Source organism: Novosphingobium rhizovicinum, from assembly GCF_040813635.1.
GTDB lineage: Bacteria > Pseudomonadota > Alphaproteobacteria > Sphingomonadales > Sphingomonadaceae > Novosphingobium > Novosphingobium rhizovicinum.
The window spans coordinates 12315-28497 of the sequence record NZ_JBFNXR010000013.1; the positions used below are offsets into that span (position 1 = coordinate 12315).

Sequence of the window (16183 nt, forward strand, 5' to 3'; positions counted from 1 at the left end):
CAGGTGTCAAAACACCGCAACAGCGGGAGAGGACACCATGCAGACGCTCAATGCTCTCGATCTTTATGCCATGCCGTTTGACGCCGCGGCGATGGGTGAGGATCCCTGGCCCGAATTCGAGAAAGCGCGCTCGGTCCACCCCTGGCTTGCGAAGTGGGAAGGGCATGGCTTCGTTATCCACGAGTACAGGGCCATGCGCGAACTCTTCGGGCGCGACGATATGCTGCGCCCTCCCTATGCGGACGTGGTGGGTCATCTGGGTCAGGAGGGCACGCCATGGGGGCGGTTTACGCAAGAGCAGTTGATTTCGCTCCCTCCCGAGCAGCACAAGCTGCTCCGCCATGCGCTTGCCTCGCGTTTCACGCCGCGCAACGCCAATGAGCTTCGCCCCATGATGCGCGAGACGGTCACGTCCTTGCTCGATGAATGGGCACCGCGGGGCAGCGGCCGGCAAAGCATCGACTTCGAGGAGTTCGCTTCACACTTTCCGATCTCGGTTATGTTCACGCTGGTCGGTGCTCCGCAGGAGGGGATCCGCCTGCTGCGAGATGATCTGGAAGCGATCGGCCTGGCCCACAGCTACAACCTGGACCTTTTCCCGCGTATCCAGGAGGGGATAGTGCGTGTCGAGCAATTCGCTGCGGATTGCATTGCGGAACGGCGGGCGCATCCGCACGCAAACGACGCGGTAGAGGACGTCCTCGACATCCTCATCCGCACCGGTGCGGAAAACGGTGTATCCGACCGGCAGCTGATCGACCTCATCATGTTCTTCTTCATCGCCGGGTACGACACTTCGAAGAACGTGCTGACCTACACGATGTACACGCTGATCAGTCGGCCGGACATCTATGAACGCTGCGCAGAGGATTACGACTACTGCCGAAAGGTCATCGAAGAAGCACTGCGCTGGTTCAACCCGAGCACGGTCGCGCGTTATGTGGATACTGAGTTCACGTACCGGGATGTGACCTTTCCCAAGGACGCGATGCTGTTCTTCCCGCTGTCCATATCCGGACGCGACCCTGTCACCTTCGAGGAGGGGTGGACTTTCGATCCCGATCGGACGGTGGCTCCGGATGAGCGTCATCTGGCTTTTGCGCTCGGACGCCACATGTGCCTGGGTCAGTACATCGCGCGGGCACAGCTTCAGGAGGCCCTTCATCAAGTCGCGCAGCGCATGCGCGACCCCCAGCTTGCTGGCCAGCCGGGTTGGCGGCCGTTCCCCGGTGCTTGGGGCATCAAGGGCCTGCCCATATCCTTTGCGGCAGCGCGGGAAGTCACCCCGGAGCCCGCCTGAAATCCCGTGCCCGCCTGAAATGCCGTGGTAGGGCGCCCGCCGACGCTTGGAGCGCGCGTGAGTCCGCGGTGGTCAGTCCAACAGTTGGGCAAGTAGCCAGTGCAGCAGCTGTATGCCGGGGGTTGAAAGATCCGCGCATTCGCGGCTAAGCGGCGGCTACTCGCAAGGACCCGGTGAAATTCCGGGTGGCTCTTCCGGCCGCCGATCCGCCGGACAACAGTTCGCATGGACCGACATCACCACCTCTCGCTCTTGAAGAGGTGCCATGCGCCTGCCCGTGGTATTTCATGATCAAAACAACTGTTCGAAACCAGTGGTTCTCCAACCTGGCGGAGGTCCGCCGTGAGGCGCTCGCCGGGATCGTCGTCGCCCTCGCCCTCATTCCCGAGGCGATCGGCTTTTCAATCATCTCCGGCGTGGACCCGCGCGTCGGCCTCTACGCCTCGGTAGCGATCGCGATCGTAATCTCGTTCCTCGGCGGCCGCCCGGGCATGATCTCCGCGGCCACGGCGGCCGTCGCCGTTGTGGTGGTGCCGCTCGTGCGCGATCACGGGGTCGAGTACCTGTTCGCGGCGACGATTCTGATGGGCGCGATCCAGGCTGTCGCGGGCCTGCTCAGGCTCGACCTGCTCATGCAGTTCGTCTCTCGTTCGGTCATCACCGGCTTCGTCAACGCTCTCGCCATTCTCATCTTCATGGCGCAGATTCCCCAGTTCGTGGGGGTGACATGGCACACATACGCGATGGTCGCGGCTGGCCTCGCGATCATCTACCTCCTGCCCCGCGTGACAAAGACCGTGCCTTCGCCGCTCGTCGCAATCGTTGTGCTGGCGGCTATCAGCATCGCCATGGGACTGCCGGTACGGACGGTGGGGGACATGGGGCGTCTGCCGGAAGGACTGCCGAGCTTCGCTTTGCCGCAGATCCCGCTGACGTGGGAGACTTTGCAGATTATTCTACCTTATTCGCTCACCATGGCAGCGGTAGGGTTGCTTGAGTCTCTCCTGACGGCGCAGATCGTCGACGACATGACCGATACGGATAGCAACAAGCGGCGCGAATGCCTCGGCCAGGGCGGCGCCAACGTGGCTGCCGCACTGGTCGGCGGTATGGGTGGCTGCGCGATGATCGGTCAGTCTGTCATCAACGTCACCTCTGGCGGCCGTAAGCGCCTGTCGACTTTCGTTGCCGGCGCGTTCCTGCTCTTCCTGCTCGCGGTGTTGGGGCCGACGGTGGGTCGTATCCCGATGCCCGCTCTGGTGGCCGTCATGATCATGGTTTCGATCGGTACGTTCAGCTGGAACTCGATTCCCAACTTGCGCCGCCATCCGCCCACTTCCTCAGCGGTCATGCTGGTGACGGTTGCGGTCGTGGTGTTCACGCATGACCTCGCTCTTGGCGTGCTGGCCGGTGTCTTGCTTTCCGGCATCTTCTTTGCCGGCAAGGTGCGGCACATGTTCGCCGTCGAGCGTCGTGAGAGCGGTGGCGGGGCCGGCGTGACCTACCGGGTCACGGGGGAGATATTCTTCGCTTCGGTGGAGCGTTTTACCCGAGCCTTCCAGGCAGAGGAGGGGCGGCCCGTGACGATCGATGTGTCGGGAGCACACTTCTGGGATATCTCCGGCGTGGGCGCTCTCGACAAGATCATCGGACGGCTCCGTCGCGACGGTTCGAACGTAGAGGTGATCGGCTATAACCGCGCAAGCGCAGCCTTGGTCGATCGTTTCGCACTGCACGACAAGACCGGCGTGGAACTCGGCGCGGTGCCTCACTAGGTCGGCTGTCCAGCGCGTCTTCGAGGCAAACGAGGGGCCGCTCGGCAATCAAGTTGAGCGGCCTTTTCTTTTTCTTTTCGCACTCGCAGCAAACTTGCTTGGCAAGCGGTCATCCGTGTTGCATCAATCAGTCAAACGGGAGTCACGATGAGTTCTGCGAGCGGGTCACGTTACGACGAAATGCTCCATGAGGACGGTTCAGTCCGGCCCGCTTACGTTGACTTTCGCAGCTGGTACGATGGCCAGGATACCGCCTGGCTCCGCCGTCAGGATGCCGCGGCCGAGCGCTTTTTTCGCCGCATCGGCATCACCTTCAATGTTTACGGTGATGATGCCGGCGAAGAGCGGCTGATCCCCTTCGACATGATCCCGCGGATCATCACCGCGCGGGAGTGGCGCAAGCTGACGCGCGGGATCGAACAGCGCGTGCGCGCGATCAACGCCTTCTTGCAGGACCTTTACCATCGGCAGGAGATCGTGAAGGCGGGCCGGCTTCCTGTTCATTTCCTGCGCGAGAACCAGGCGTTCTTGCCGCAGATGATCGGCTTTACGCCACCGGGCGGCGTCTACACCCACATCGTGGGCATCGACCTTGTCCGCACGGGTCCGGACGAATTTCTGGTGCTTGAGGACAATGCCCGAACGCCATCCGGCGTCTCCTACATGTTGGAGAACCGGGAAACCATGATGGCCATGTTCCCGGAGCTCTTCACGAAGATCCCTGTGCGGCCTGTTTCCGACTATCCCCGGCGCCTAGCCCGCTCGCTTCGTGCTTGCGCCCCGGCCTGTGCCGGCCCGCGCCCCTCGGTCGCGGTGCTGACCCCCGGTATCTACAATTCAGCTTACTTCGAGCATGCCTTCCTTGCTGACCAGATGGGGGCCGAACTGGTAGAGGGCAGCGATCTTCGCGTCTCTGGCGGACGCGTGCAGATGCGCACGACGGAAGGCTACAAGCCCGTGGACGTGATCTACCGTCGCGTGGATGACAACTACCTCGATCCGCTCAGCTTCAACCCGGATAGCGTGCTGGGCGTGGCCGGCATCATGGACGTCTACCGGGCGGGTGGCGTCACCATTGCCAACGCGCCCGGCACCGGAATTGCCGACGACAAGGCGATCTACAGCTTCATGCCTGACATCGTGGAATTCTACACCGGAGAGAAGCCGCTCCTTCAGAATGTGCCGACCTGGCGTTGCAGCGAGCCGGAAGCGCTACGCTATGTGCTGGATAATCTGTCGGAACTGGTGGTGAAGGAAGTGCACGGCTCGGGCGGTTACGGAATGCTCATCGGCCCTGCCTCCTCACGCAAGGAACTCGCTCGTTTCGAGGCCAAGCTGCGTGCAAAGCCAGAGAACTACATCGCCCAACCTACGCTCGCGCTGTCATCCGTGCCGATCTTCACGCGCGAGGGTCTCGCTCCTCGCCATGTCGATCTGCGGCCGTTCGTGCTGGTCTCTCCTGATGGGATCGACATCACGCCAGGAGGGCTTACCCGCGTGGCGCTGAAGAAGGGTTCGCTGGTTGTGAACTCGTCGCAGGGTGGGGGAACTAAGGACAGCTGGGTGCTGGACGAATGAGGAGGCGCTGATGCTCGGCCGAGCCGCCAATGGCGTCTATTGGATGGCGCGCTATCTTGAGCGTGCGGAAAACATTGCTCGTCTTATCGACGTCGGCTTTCATCTGGCCCTCACGCGCGGCAGCCGCGCTTCTCAGGAGGAGGAGTGGCGGTCTGTCCTCACCACAACCGGGCAAGAGGCTGCGTTCCTGGCGAGGCACCAGGAACTGTCGGGACCTTTGGTATTCAATTTCCTGCTGCGCGATCGTGAGAACCTTGGCAGCGTCCTTCAAATGGTGGAAGCGGCGCGGACTAACGCGCGGGTCGTTCGCACCAGCATAACCAACGAGGTTTGGGAAGCGATCAACGAGACCTGGATGGTCCTGTGCGACCTGATGGCGTGCCCGGTGGGCGAGACCAGTCTGGGGGAGGTGCTTTCCACGATCCGGCGTCAGGCGGCTCTCGTTCGTGGAGCCATGGAAGGTTCGATGCTTCGCAACGAGGTCTTCAACTTCGCGCGGATCGGCACCTTCATCGAGCGCGCTGACAACACCGCCCGCATCCTGGACGTAAAGTACTATGTCCTGCTCCCTTCGGTGGCGTGGGTTGGATCGAGCCTCGACAATGTGCAGTGGGATACGTTGCTGCGTTCCGTCGCGGGCAATCGCGCCTATTCCTGGCTTAATGCCGGGGCCATGGACCCGCGCGACATCGCCCAGTTCCTCATCCTCGACAGCCGCTTCCCGCGCAGCCTTGCGTTCTGCTTCGAAAAGCTGCGCAGCAACATGGCCGGTCTCGCCAAGCAGTACGGCGGGGAGGCGCACGCGCACCAGCTTCTGCGCGATGCCGGATCGCGCTTGAACGAGCTGACGATCGAGCAGATCTTCGAAGGCGGCCTGCACGAGTTCCTGCAGGACTATATCGGACGAACGTACCGTATCGGCGAGGCGATTTCGGCCGACTACCGCTTCGTTAACTAGGAAACCGCGCGTGCTCCTCACCATCGCCCACGAGACCCGCTATTCGTTTTCCGAGGGCGTCGCCCATGGTCTTCAACGCCTGCGGCTGCGGCCCAAGTCTACGCACGGTCAGGAGGTGGTGGAGTGGGCCACGCATCTTGAAGGGGCGCAGCGCGAGGCGGAGTACGACGACCAGCATCACAATCGCGTCGAACTCGTCTCCATTACGCCGGGCACTTGCGAAGTTGTCGTAACCTGCCGCGGGACTGTCCGGACGGCAGACAGCAGTGGGGTCGTGGGTGAACATACCGGCCACATTCCACTCTGGTGCTTTCTTCGCGCGACGCCCCTGACCCGCGCGGGGCCGGGAGTGCGGGCACTCGTCGCAAGCCTAGATCTGGACCAGAGCGATCCGCTCGCTTGTCTGCACAGGCTGAGCCATGCCGTGCGTGAGGCTATCGACTATGTCTCCGGCGTCACCGACACGGAGACTTCGGCCGAGCAGGCGCTGGCCACCGGACGTGGGGTCTGTCAGGATCATGCCCATGTCTTCATCAGCGCGGGTCGGCTGCTCGACATCCCCACGCGCTACGTCGGTGGCTACCTGAAGATTGAGGGGCAGGTGAGGCAGGAGGCAGGACACGGCTGGGCGGAGGCTTACGTGAAGGGCCTTGGCTGGGTCGGCTTTGACGTATCGAACGGTATCAGCCCTGACGAGCGGTATATTCGCGTAGCCTCCGGTTGTGACTATAGTGAGGCTGCACCGGTTACAGGGATCACCCTTGGCGGGGGTAAAGGGGAGCTCTCCGTTCACCTGTTGGTAGACGAAGGGGGCGTAAGTCAGCAGCAACAGCAGCAGCGCGGACCCGGAGGTTCTCCGCAGTAGCTCCGCTGCCTGGAGTCGGGCGGAACGTCCGCACAAGGGTTCGCAAAGAAGAATTCAAAGGACTTTAGAAGACCATGACCTATTGCGTGGGCATGATGCTGGAGCGCGGGCTCGTGCTGATGAGCGATACGCGGACCAACTCGGGCGTCGACAACATCTCTACATTCCGGAAGATGTTTCACTGGTCCATACCGGGCGAGCGTCTGATCGCGGTGATGGCTGCCGGCAACCTGGCGACAACGCAATCCGTCGTCAGTCAGCTGGAAGAGCGTAACAAGGCGCCTTCGGAGCGGCACAACTCGCTTCTGGAGGCACCCACCATGTTCAAGGTGGCGTCGATCATTGGCGATCTGCTGAGCGAGACGATCGCTTCACGCGCATGTCACAACGGCCAAAGCGCTGCCGGGACTTTCGCCGCCTCGATGATTGTTGCCGGTCAGATCAAGGGCATGGAACCTCGCCTTTTCCTGATCTACCCGGAAGGCAACTTTATAGAGGCGAGCTACGATACGCCCTTCTTCCAGATCGGTGAGACCAAGGACGGGCGTCCCATCCTGATCCGCGGCTATGAGCGCAGCATGAGTTTCGAGGCTGCCGTCAAGCTGCTCATGCTTTCATTCGATTCCACGCTAAAGGCGAACTTGTCCGTCGGACTGCCGCTGGATCTCCTGGTGATGGAGCGCGATCGCTTCGAACCGCTGCACGAGCGTCGGATCGAGGGCAGCGATGGTTATTTCCAGGCGATCTCTGCGGGCTGGGGGGAGGCGCTCAAGAAAGCGTTCCTCTCCCTGCCTGAGTATGATCTTAGCCTTCAGCAACGCCAAGGGGCGAAGTAGCAAGGCTTTCGTGCTCGGCACGCGCGCGTGTCACTCGTTGAACGCGCGCGCCAGTTGATCCCGGAAGGGTTTGGTGAGGTATGAAAGCATCGAGCGCGAGCCTGTCGAGACGAAGACCTCGGCGGGCATCCCGGGCTTGAGCTGCAAGCCTTCACGCCTGACCGCATCCTGATCCAGCCGTACGTGAATGCGATAGAAGCTGGCACCGGTTGCCCGGTCCTCCATCCGCTCAGCCGAGACGAAGTTCACCTCTCCGGCGAATTCCGGTGTCGTTTGACCATTGAAGGCCGAGAGGCGAACCCGCACTTCCTGTCCGATCCGCACCCGATCCACATCAGTCGGGCTGATGCCGGCTTCGACGATCATGCGATCACGGTCCGGGACGATCTCCATGATCGTCTCGGCGGGAGGGATCACGCCTCCGATCGTGGTCATTGCCAACTTGTCGACAACGCCGTCGTATGGCGCCTTGATCAGGCTCCTTGAATACTGGTCGCCTGCGCTTGCGCTTCGCACGCGCTGCTCGTTGAGAGCCGCGGTGACTTGCGCCAGCTCCGCGCCAGCTTCGGTGCGGGCGTTCTGGTTCAGCGAAATCGCTTGCTCGTTGATTTCGGAGATACGGGCGCGAGCCTCTGCAATGCTGGCTTGCAGCGCGCCAATCGACCCTTCGAGGTCCACGGCGGTACGTTCAAGCTGATTGCGTCGGCTGATCGTAACCAGGCCCCGCTCCCAAAGCTGCCGCACGCCTTCGCGCTCGGGTTCGATCAGTGCCTGCTGCTTGCCGAGTGCGGCAATTTGCGTCTGGAAACCGCCGATTTGCTCTCGCAACTGCCGGGTGCGCTCATGCAACTGGCTGCGTAAACCTTCGCGGCCGGTCGCGCGCAAACCGAAGAGACGGCGTTCGGCTTCCATCGCCTGAAGCGCCGAAGTGTCGCTGCGCGATGCAAGTTCCGGTGGGAAGTTGATAGCGGACAGGCCCTGACTTTCGGCCGCGAGCCTCGCCTGCTGCGCTAGAAGCTGGTCAACTGACTGCGCCGAAAGATTGGCGCTGACCTTCGACACACTCGTATCGAGGCGCATGAGCAACTGGCCGGCCTTGACCCTGTCTCCGTCGCGGACGTGGATCTCCGCGACGACGCCGCCATTGGGGTGGGAGATCCGCTTGACCGACGATTCCGCACCGACTCGTCCTTGACCGACGACCGACCCGCCAATGGGAACGAGCACGGCGGCAAGGCCAAACCCCAGGAACAGCACCGCGAGCGCTACCAGTGCCACCGAGCGGGTCCGCTGCAGCGAGCGTTCGATCGCGCACTCCTGCAGCGTGCTCGCGGGGGCTGTCATAACGGTGGCGCTCATGCGGCTGCGGCTCCTTGCTGGCCGGTTTCGGCTTGGTTGAAGCCGGCTGCGCGATTTGCAAGTCGCCCTTCGACGCTTACCGGTTGTGGCGCTCCTGTGAGTTTCTTCAGGATGTCGGCCTTTGGACCATAGTCCGTCACGCGACCGGCCTGCATGACTGCTACGAGGTTCGCCTGTTGAAGCGCACTGGGACGATGGGCGATGACCACCACGATGCCTCCGCGTTCACGAACGCCGGCGATCGCTCTGTCGAGAGCTGCCTCACCTTCGCCGTCAAGATTGGAGTTGGGTTCATCCAGGGCGACGAAGAACGGATCGCCGTAGAGAGCGCGGGCGAGGCCGATGCGCTGGCGTTGGCCCGCAGATAGCTGCGCACCATCGCTCCCCACGGGAGTGTCGTAGCCCTGCGGCAATGATACGATCAGTTCGTGCACACCGGCTGCTCGGCCGGCGGCCACGATCTTGCCGGACTCGTGCTCCGTGGAGAAGCGCGAGATGTTCTGGGCGATCGTTCCTTCCAACAGTTCGACACTCTGGGGAAGGTAGCCGATTGCGGCACCCAGGACCTCGGCAGGGTACTGGTCGATGGCCGCGCCGTCGAAGCGGACGCAGCCGCGCGTGGCTGGCCATGCGCCGACGAGTGTGCGCACCACCGATGTCTTGCCTGAGCCGCTTGGACCCACAAGGCCCAGCACGTCACCGGCGCGAAGGGCCATGCCCGTAACGTGAGCCGTAGCGAGGTGAGACCCGGGAGGCGCGATAACCACGTCCTCGACCGTGAGGCTCTGGTGGGGCTGGGGAATAAGCGTCTCGACCCGGGCGCGTTCGGGCAGTTGCTCCAGCAGAGAGGATAATCTGGTCCAACTGCCCCGCGCGAGGGCAAAGGGCCTCCAGCTCGCGATGATCTGGTCGATCGGAGACAGGGCGCGTGCGGCGATAACCGAGCTCGCGAAGATGACGCCGCCTGTGGCCCTACCATCGATGACCAGCAGGGCGCCGACCGTGAGGACGAGCGACTGGAGGAGCATGCGGAAGACGCGGCTCGCCCCCGTCAGTGTCGCACTGTTGCGGGCGAGCGCATCGTGCGCCTTGAGGTGCGCATCGTTGGCGGCGAGCAGGCGGTCGAGAGTGCGGCCCTCCATGCCCAGCGCCCGCAGAAGCTCCGCATGCCGCCAGCGTTCCTCTGCAAGGGCATTGCGCTCAACCGAGCTGCGGGCAAGATCCTCGGACGGCTGTTTGCTGCGTACATGCGCCAGATAAGTCAGGCCCACCATGATCAGGCCGCCTACAAGCGTCGTCAGCGCCAGCCAGAAGTGGAGGAGCCCCAGAACGAGCAGGAAGAAGAGAACCCAGGGTAGATCCATGAACGCAGCCGGACCCGGGCTCGCCAGGAAGGCGCGGATGCTGTCAACGTCTCGCACTGCCGAGCGCGCCACCATCGCCTGCTGCGGGTTGCGTGACAGCGCCTGAAATGCTGCATCATGCACGCGAGACGCAATCCGCGCGTCGAAGGCTGCACCGATGTCGGAAAGCATGCGAGAGCGCAGCACGTCGAACATGCCCTGGAACGCATAGATCGCGGCCACCATGAGCAACAAGCCCACCAGCGTCGGCACACTATGGCTCGGCAGGACCGAGTCGTAGATCATCATCATGTAAAGCGATCCGCCAAGCTGTAGCACGTTCAGCACTGCAGTCAGCGCGGCAGTCATGATCAGCGCGTTACGGGTACGCAGGAGTGTCTGCCGCAGGCAGGTTTTCTGTCGCAAATGACGAACTCCAAAGCGAGCGACGATCCGCAATCTCCCGAATTCGCAGAAGCAGTGTTCTGCATCGCTTCGCGAGCTCTCAGCAAGAAAATTCGTTAATTAGATTCGTTGTTGTGGAATTTACTATGCGTAAGAAATTCCAAACATTTCCCTAACTTCGACGTTGAGGGCACTCACATGGGCCGTGCGCCGGCACGACAAGGACATGCGGTACGGTTGATGTCGCCGGAATTATGTCAGTCCCTACGGCAAGGCGCAAGAGAACGATGATCGCGATGCCGAGGCGATCGCGAAGGCGGCCACACGCCCGACGATGCGGTACGTGGAGTTGAAGGCTGAGGAGTAACTCGACATACAGACGTTGCACCGCATTCGCGATCAGCTCGTCGGTGACCGTACCTCGCTGATGAACCAGATCAGGAGTCTTCTTCTCGAGCGCGGCTATATCGTTCCGCAAGGGCGCGCAAAGCATGCTGCCCGGTTGGGTGAGACGCTGGATGGCAACGAGCCAGTGCTTGGTCCTCGCATTCACCGGCTTGTCTGCGATATGCGTCTGCGCTGGATTGCCCTCGATGAGCGGATTGCAGATATCGATGCCGAGTGCACCGAGGCTGCTCGCTCGGATGAGCGGACGCGGCGGCTGCTGACCATTCCTGGTATCGGTGCACTCAACGCGACCGCACTGGTAGCAACGGTCGGAGAGGCCCGAACTTTCGGGCGTGGTCGAGACCTTGCCGCTTGGCTCGGGTTAGGGCGTAGATCTGTAATTGCAGAGCTTGGCAGTGTTGATCCCTTGAGGGTTTCATGGATCTGTCCGCACTGGCCGGACCGGGGCCTGGTCGTGCTGTATCGGGTCTCACAGAGGCGAACGTTGCATTGACTCGATGCGGGCTCTGAAGCCCCTCTGACCACCTTCGCAGATCGTTCGGCCCTGCGTTCCCTCTCGGGACACCGCCCTCGGATCAGCTTTGACGCGTCACCGCTGGCAAACAGGTTTTACCCTACCTCAAGCCTGGAACAAAGTCCCGCCATGCAGCATGGCATGCATGATGACTGCGAGGCGGCGGGCAAGGGCGACACGCGCCTTTTTGAGCCCCCGTCTCTTGGCGATTCTCATAGCCCATGTTTTCAGAGCGAAGGTTTCTCTGCTTCTGGTCAGGATCGAGTTGGCAGCTTCGTATGATAGCTTGCGCACAGTGCTGTCGCCTTGCTTGGTGATCCTGCCGGTCCAGTCGAGTTCGCCAGACTGATGACGTCTGGGCACAAGGCCGAAGTAGGCCCCGGCGTTACGCGATTGTCGGAAGCGGCCCCACTTTATCTATCGCGGCCGCAAAGGCGGCAGATGTCTGTACACCAACGCCGGGACTGCTCATCAGGATCTCGCACGCCTGCGACTGGCTGGCGATGACACGTAGGCGGCGGTCCATTTCCTTGATCTGCTCCATCAGCTCGGCGCGCACCCCCAGTAAGGACGCGATGGCATCATCGAGGCCGGGAATGCGCGCTGCTTGCTTGATCCTTTCGACGAATGCTTTTCCTTGTCCTGCCCCAGGGCGATATCCGAACGTGGCACAAAGGCCGCGGATCATGTTGTCGAGCCGCACACGTGCTTCCACCAGATGGCTGCGAGCGGTGATGACGCTGCGCACACCGTGCGCTGCCGGGGATTTGACATGCACCTCCTTGTAAAAGCCGGTCCGTGCTAGTTGGGCGAGCCCGGCTGCATCGTGTGGATCGGTCTTGTTCGCCTTCATGGCCTTTAGGCTCTGATGCGCTTGGCGGGCATCGATGCACACTACGGATACGCCCAGTTCTCGAAGTCCCAGGCAAATCGCAGGGGACATGCGGCCAGTTTCCACCACTGCCCGCTCGATTGGCGCATACCGCTCCAACATGACTGCGATCGCTGCGGGAGTGCTTTCTACCTTTTCGGAGGCAAGCTTCCGACCATTTTCGTCAACGATGCAGACCTGCGTGGTTTCCATCGACAGGTCCAATCCGGCATAATGCTTCATGGCTGCTTCCTTTCTTCAGGATTCGACAACCAGAAGTGTGCGCCTCAACCGAGGTCCGAGGGAAGCAGCCGCAATTACCCGATAACTCATTACGTGTTGCACCAAAGGCGTGTGCAAATGAGCTTGATGGCTGCGAGATAGTTGGCAGCATCTTTGTCGTATTGGGTGGCGATGCCCCTGAACTGCTTAATCCGGTTGAAGAAGCGCTCGACGAGGTTGCGCTGGCGATAGAGCCAAGGCGAGATGCCGAAGCGCTGCTTGCGGTTGGAGTATCCGTGATGATCAAGCGGCAGAATGTTGCCAGCAGCGATCTGCCTTGAGCAAAGCGTTTGCAATGACGACCAGCTTTCGCATGACGGCAGTGATGGCGATTCTGGCAGGCTTTCCGGCGGTAACGAGCTGCTGGTACTTGGCCTTGAGGTCTGGATTGAAGCGTGCAGCAACGAGGGCAGCCATGTAAGGTGCTTGCCGCACGTCGGCGCGACCGCCGCGGATGAAGCTCTTGCCTTTCCATTGGCCGGACTGGCGCGTGATCGGTGCTAGACCAGCGAGGGAGGGGGCCTGCTTGTTAGCGAGGTTGCCGAGTTCGGGCATGGTGGCGATGAGCTGATTAGCAGTCAGCGTTCCGACGCCGGCGATACTGGTCAGGATCTGGTGCCGACGAGTGAGCGCGGCATCGGCGGCGATCAAGCCAGTGATCTCGGCATCGAGGACTTCGATATTTCGCTCGTTCTGCTCGCGCCGCTGCCGGCACTGACGCTTGAGCAGGGCGACGGTAAGATTTTTCTCGCGGATTTTGAGTGGAGCCCGATCGCGCACCAGACCGTCCCCGGCATTGATAAGTTCAGCCATTTGGGCTTGCTGCATGCTTCTGGCAGGTCGGATCGGCAGTTGCAGGGTGGCCGCCATGCGGGCCAGAAGCATGGCGTCGATGCGGTCGGTTTTGGCCAGCATGCCGGTGGCCTGGGCGAATCTCCGGGCACGTTCCGGGTTGAGCTTCACGCAGGGCCAGTCGGCCAGCGCAGCCTCCAGCGCGCGGTGATAGGTGGCGGTTGCCTCGTAGGCGATCCGTTCGATCGGCCATTGTCGTAAGCAGGCGATCAGGGCCTTATGGCCCCTGGCGTTGTTGGCAAACTGGCGCTCGGCGCCAGCGGGGTAGGCATGGCAATCGAGGCTCGCTTTGGAGATGTCGATGCCGATCGTCTGTGATAGAATGTCGCTGATCTTTTCCGCTGTCCCATGCTTGGCGTCCGGGCCGCAAAGCACTGGTATCCGTTCGGGCCTCATGGAAAAGAGAGGGCGATCCTACTCTAACCCGGTCCCTTCACGAACAGCGGTTTTGCGATCCATCCCCTTCCGCCCGGACCGGGGTGACCACCCCGGTCCGGGCAATCCAGGATGACCCAAACGGATGGGAATGTCATAAAACAAGCGGTTGGGGATGTTGGCCCATAGGTTTCTGGCCGCCTGGCGGTGCTGTCATAGCCCTCGTCGCCGAGCAGTGTGGCTCCCTCAGGAATGGCCTCGATCAGCGCTTGAGCTTCGCATGCATCGTGGACTTGCCCACCTGTCAGTCGCAGTCCGACAGGACGTCCATCAGCGTCGACAAGAGCGTGGAGTTTGGTCGTGAGGCCACCCCGGGAACGTCCCATGCCATGATCTCCAGATCACCCTTTTTGCCCGTCGCACCGTGCTGGTGGACGCGCATGCAAGTAGAATCGATCATCACCAACTCACCGTTGAAGGCCTTGGAAACCGCTGCCAGCAGCCGGTCCCACACGCCGGCCCTTCGCCAGCGGACGAAGCGGGTGTAGCAGGGCGTCGGAGGTCCATAGCGTTCCGGAATCTCGGCCAAGGGGCACCGGAGCGGAAACGCCAAAGAATGCCATTCAAGACCCGCCGATCATCTACCCGGGGCACCCCACGCGGCTTGTTGGGCAACAACGGCTCGATGATGAGCCACTCCTTGTCCGTCAGTTCATACCGCCGCCGTGCCATACGTCCTCCGTTGCCAAAGGATGCCTGAATCACGCCACGCGCGACAGCTCGACCTGGTTTATGAGTTCACGCCCTAGCACTACTTTGGCAGATGGGATGTTGGGGGGTGGACGACGAGCGCATTGCAGTGCGGGCAGCGTATGGGTGGTGGCCGAGCGGAGAGCTCAAGGATCGCCTTTCGGATCGCTGGCATGCTGGGTTGTGGCGGGGGTCCCCCGACTCTTTTTTTCCGTCCCGCTGCCTTGAGGCGGCGGGACTGGAGGAAGAGATAGGCGATCATCGTCATCAGGGCGTGTCGGTGTCGTCCGGTCCATGACCGGCCCTCGAAGTGGTCGAGGCCGAGTTCCTCCTTCAATTGCTGGTGCGCCTGCTCGCAGATCCACCGGGCCTTGATGGCACCGGCGAGTGCCTTGATCGGCGTGTCGGCAGGCAGGTTCGAGAGATAATATTTGCGCTCACCCGTGGAGCGATGCTCGCCTACGAGCCAGACTTCTTCACCGGGCAGATGCTGGTTGCCCGTGTCGCGGATGCGCTGGGTGGGGCCGTCGGCGACGCGGACGCGCAGGGCGGCAAAGCGCGCCGTCAGCCGGCCCTTCGTACCGCGCCGCCAACTGACCGTCTTCCATGGCTGCTGAGCCAGCACCTTCTCTGCGCCGAGCGACTTGCTGTCAGTATGTGGTGCTGGCGGGGGCGGCCGTGCCCCGAGACTGGGAAGATCATCGCGATATCGGCCGGGTACACCTTCTGCCGGCCGGGTATGCCCACCGCCCAGGACAAGCCGCGCTCGCTCAGTGCCTGGCGGAACGGCGCGCTCATCCCGTAGCCGGCATCCGCCAGGACACAGCCAAAGCGCACGCCTGCAGCCTTGATCCTGTCGATCTCCTCAATCGCGATCTCCGGCTTGGTCATGGCGACCTGCCGCTCAGCGGGCACTTTGACGCGCGCCATGCGCTCTGGATCGCTCGTCCAGCTCTCCGGCAGGAACAACCGCAAGCCCACCATCACCGGCACCTCGCGCGATGCTAGCGTTAGCGGCACCATGGTCTGGCAATTTGCGTTCTTGCCCAGCGACGAAGCATATTGTGGCGCCACACCGACCGAGTGACGTCCCTTCTTCGGCATCGCCGTATCATCGATGACCAGGAAGGCCTTGGGATCACCCACCAGCCTGTCAGCCTCGCTCAGTAGGGCTGCCTCCAGCGGTGCGCTGTCCCATAGTCCAGCGGCTACGAAGTGATGCAGCTGGTCATAGCCTGCCTCACCGCCGCGAGCAGCCATTGGCTGCACACTCTTGCGATCACCAGGACCGATCAAACCCGCGATGTAGGTCGGGCAGATTCGACGCCGGGTCTTGTGTCCAAGACCGCCTAGAAACGGCTCAAGCCAGCGCTCGAGATCCTCTCTCCAGTCCGTATCCATCACCAGCCCCTCCAGAAGCTGCCACGGTATGAATCACCACATCCCGCGGTTGGGAATCCCAAAAATCAAACATCTGCCAAAGTAGTGCTAGTCACCTGAATCCGAAGTTCGCCTCATTGTTTTCTGGCAGAAGCGCCTGACGGCGGCGAGAATATCGTCGGCAGATTTAGTCCAGCGGTAGGGCTTCGGGTTTTGGTTGTGCGCCTCGATGAAGGCGAGGATGTCCTCTTCGAGCTCGGCGGTGGACCGGTGAACGCCGCGCTGGAGTTGCTTGCGCGTCAGTTCAGCGAACCAGCGTTCAACCTGGTTGA

Annotated in this window: 9 protein-coding genes, 6 pseudogenes and 1 other annotated feature; of the genes and pseudogenes, 7 read left to right on the plus strand and 8 right to left on the minus strand. The window is 62.0% G+C overall.

Annotation, left to right across the window (positions count from 1 at the left end; translation table 11 throughout):
• The first annotated feature begins 37 nt into the window (after window positions 1-37).
• The 6 genes from ABUH87_RS01065 (at window position 38) to ABUH87_RS01090 (ending at window position 7312) form a co-directional block, all read left to right on the plus strand.
• Window positions 38-1300: a cytochrome P450 gene (locus ABUH87_RS01065; RefSeq protein WP_367768080.1), complete on the plus strand. Its 1263-nt coding sequence runs from the start codon at window positions 38-40 to the stop codon at window positions 1298-1300.
• A gap of 163 nt (window positions 1301-1463) precedes the next feature.
• Window positions 1464-1519 (plus strand) — a sequence feature (sul1 is cis-regulatory element that is thought to sense ions involved in sulfur or methionine metabolism; They are found in Alphaproteobacteria).
• Between the two features lie 68 nt (window positions 1520-1587).
• Window positions 1588-3075, plus strand: coding sequence for a SulP family inorganic anion transporter (locus tag ABUH87_RS01070; protein WP_367768082.1), 1488 nt, complete (start codon window positions 1588-1590; stop codon window positions 3073-3075).
• A 147-nt stretch (window positions 3076-3222) separates the two neighbouring features.
• On the plus strand, window positions 3223-4653 hold the full coding sequence (locus ABUH87_RS01075) for a circularly permuted type 2 ATP-grasp protein (RefSeq protein WP_367768084.1): 1431 nt from the start codon (window positions 3223-3225) through the stop codon (window positions 4651-4653).
• A 10-nt stretch (window positions 4654-4663) separates the two neighbouring features.
• Window positions 4664-5611, plus strand: coding sequence for an alpha-E domain-containing protein (locus tag ABUH87_RS01080; RefSeq protein WP_367768086.1), 948 nt, complete (start codon window positions 4664-4666; stop codon window positions 5609-5611).
• A 10-nt stretch (window positions 5612-5621) separates the two neighbouring features.
• On the plus strand, window positions 5622-6476 hold the full coding sequence (locus ABUH87_RS01085; protein WP_367768088.1) for a transglutaminase family protein: 855 nt from the start codon (window positions 5622-5624) through the stop codon (window positions 6474-6476).
• A gap of 74 nt (window positions 6477-6550) precedes the next feature.
• On the plus strand, window positions 6551-7312 hold the full coding sequence (locus ABUH87_RS01090) for a proteasome-type protease (protein ID WP_367768090.1): 762 nt from the start codon (window positions 6551-6553) through the stop codon (window positions 7310-7312).
• A gap of 30 nt (window positions 7313-7342) precedes the next feature.
• On the opposite strand, the gene ABUH87_RS01095 is transcribed toward ABUH87_RS01090, so the two are convergent.
• Both ABUH87_RS01095 and ABUH87_RS01100 read right to left on the minus strand, forming a co-directional pair.
• Window positions 7343-8671, minus strand: a complete 1329-nt coding sequence (locus ABUH87_RS01095) for an HlyD family type I secretion periplasmic adaptor subunit (protein WP_367768092.1) — start codon at window positions 8669-8671, stop codon at window positions 7343-7345.
• On the minus strand, window positions 8668-10440 hold the full coding sequence (locus ABUH87_RS01100) for a type I secretion system permease/ATPase (RefSeq protein ID WP_367768094.1): 1773 nt from the start codon (window positions 10438-10440) through the stop codon (window positions 8668-8670). Before ABUH87_RS01100 ends, ABUH87_RS01095 begins: the two co-directional genes overlap by 4 nt.
• A gap of 174 nt (window positions 10441-10614) precedes the next feature.
• Here ABUH87_RS01100 and ABUH87_RS01105 point away from each other — a divergent pair.
• A pseudogene (locus ABUH87_RS01105) lies at window positions 10615-11206 on the plus strand (IS110 family RNA-guided transposase); the annotation flags it as partial.
• 240 nt (window positions 11207-11446) lie between these two features.
• On the opposite strand, the pseudogene ABUH87_RS01110 reads toward ABUH87_RS01105, so the two are convergent.
• The 6 genes and pseudogenes from ABUH87_RS01110 to ABUH87_RS01135 all read right to left on the minus strand — a co-directional run.
• Window positions 11447-12455, minus strand: a pseudogene (locus ABUH87_RS01110) (IS110 family RNA-guided transposase).
• A gap of 89 nt (window positions 12456-12544) precedes the next feature.
• Window positions 12545-12688, minus strand: a pseudogene (locus ABUH87_RS01115) (transposase); the annotation flags it as partial.
• Between the two features lie 49 nt (window positions 12689-12737).
• Complete coding sequence (locus tag ABUH87_RS01120; protein ID WP_367768096.1) at window positions 12738-13742, minus strand: IS110 family RNA-guided transposase; 1005 nt, start codon at window positions 13740-13742, stop codon at window positions 12738-12740.
• Window positions 13743-13918: 176 nt separating this feature from the next.
• Window positions 13919-14453: pseudogene (locus tag ABUH87_RS01125) on the minus strand (IS5 family transposase); the annotation flags it as partial.
• Between the two features lie 79 nt (window positions 14454-14532).
• Window positions 14533-15872: pseudogene (locus ABUH87_RS01130) on the minus strand (IS701 family transposase).
• 87 nt (window positions 15873-15959) lie between these two features.
• Window positions 15960-16183 (minus strand): annotated as a pseudogene (locus ABUH87_RS01135) (IS630 family transposase); the annotation flags it as partial.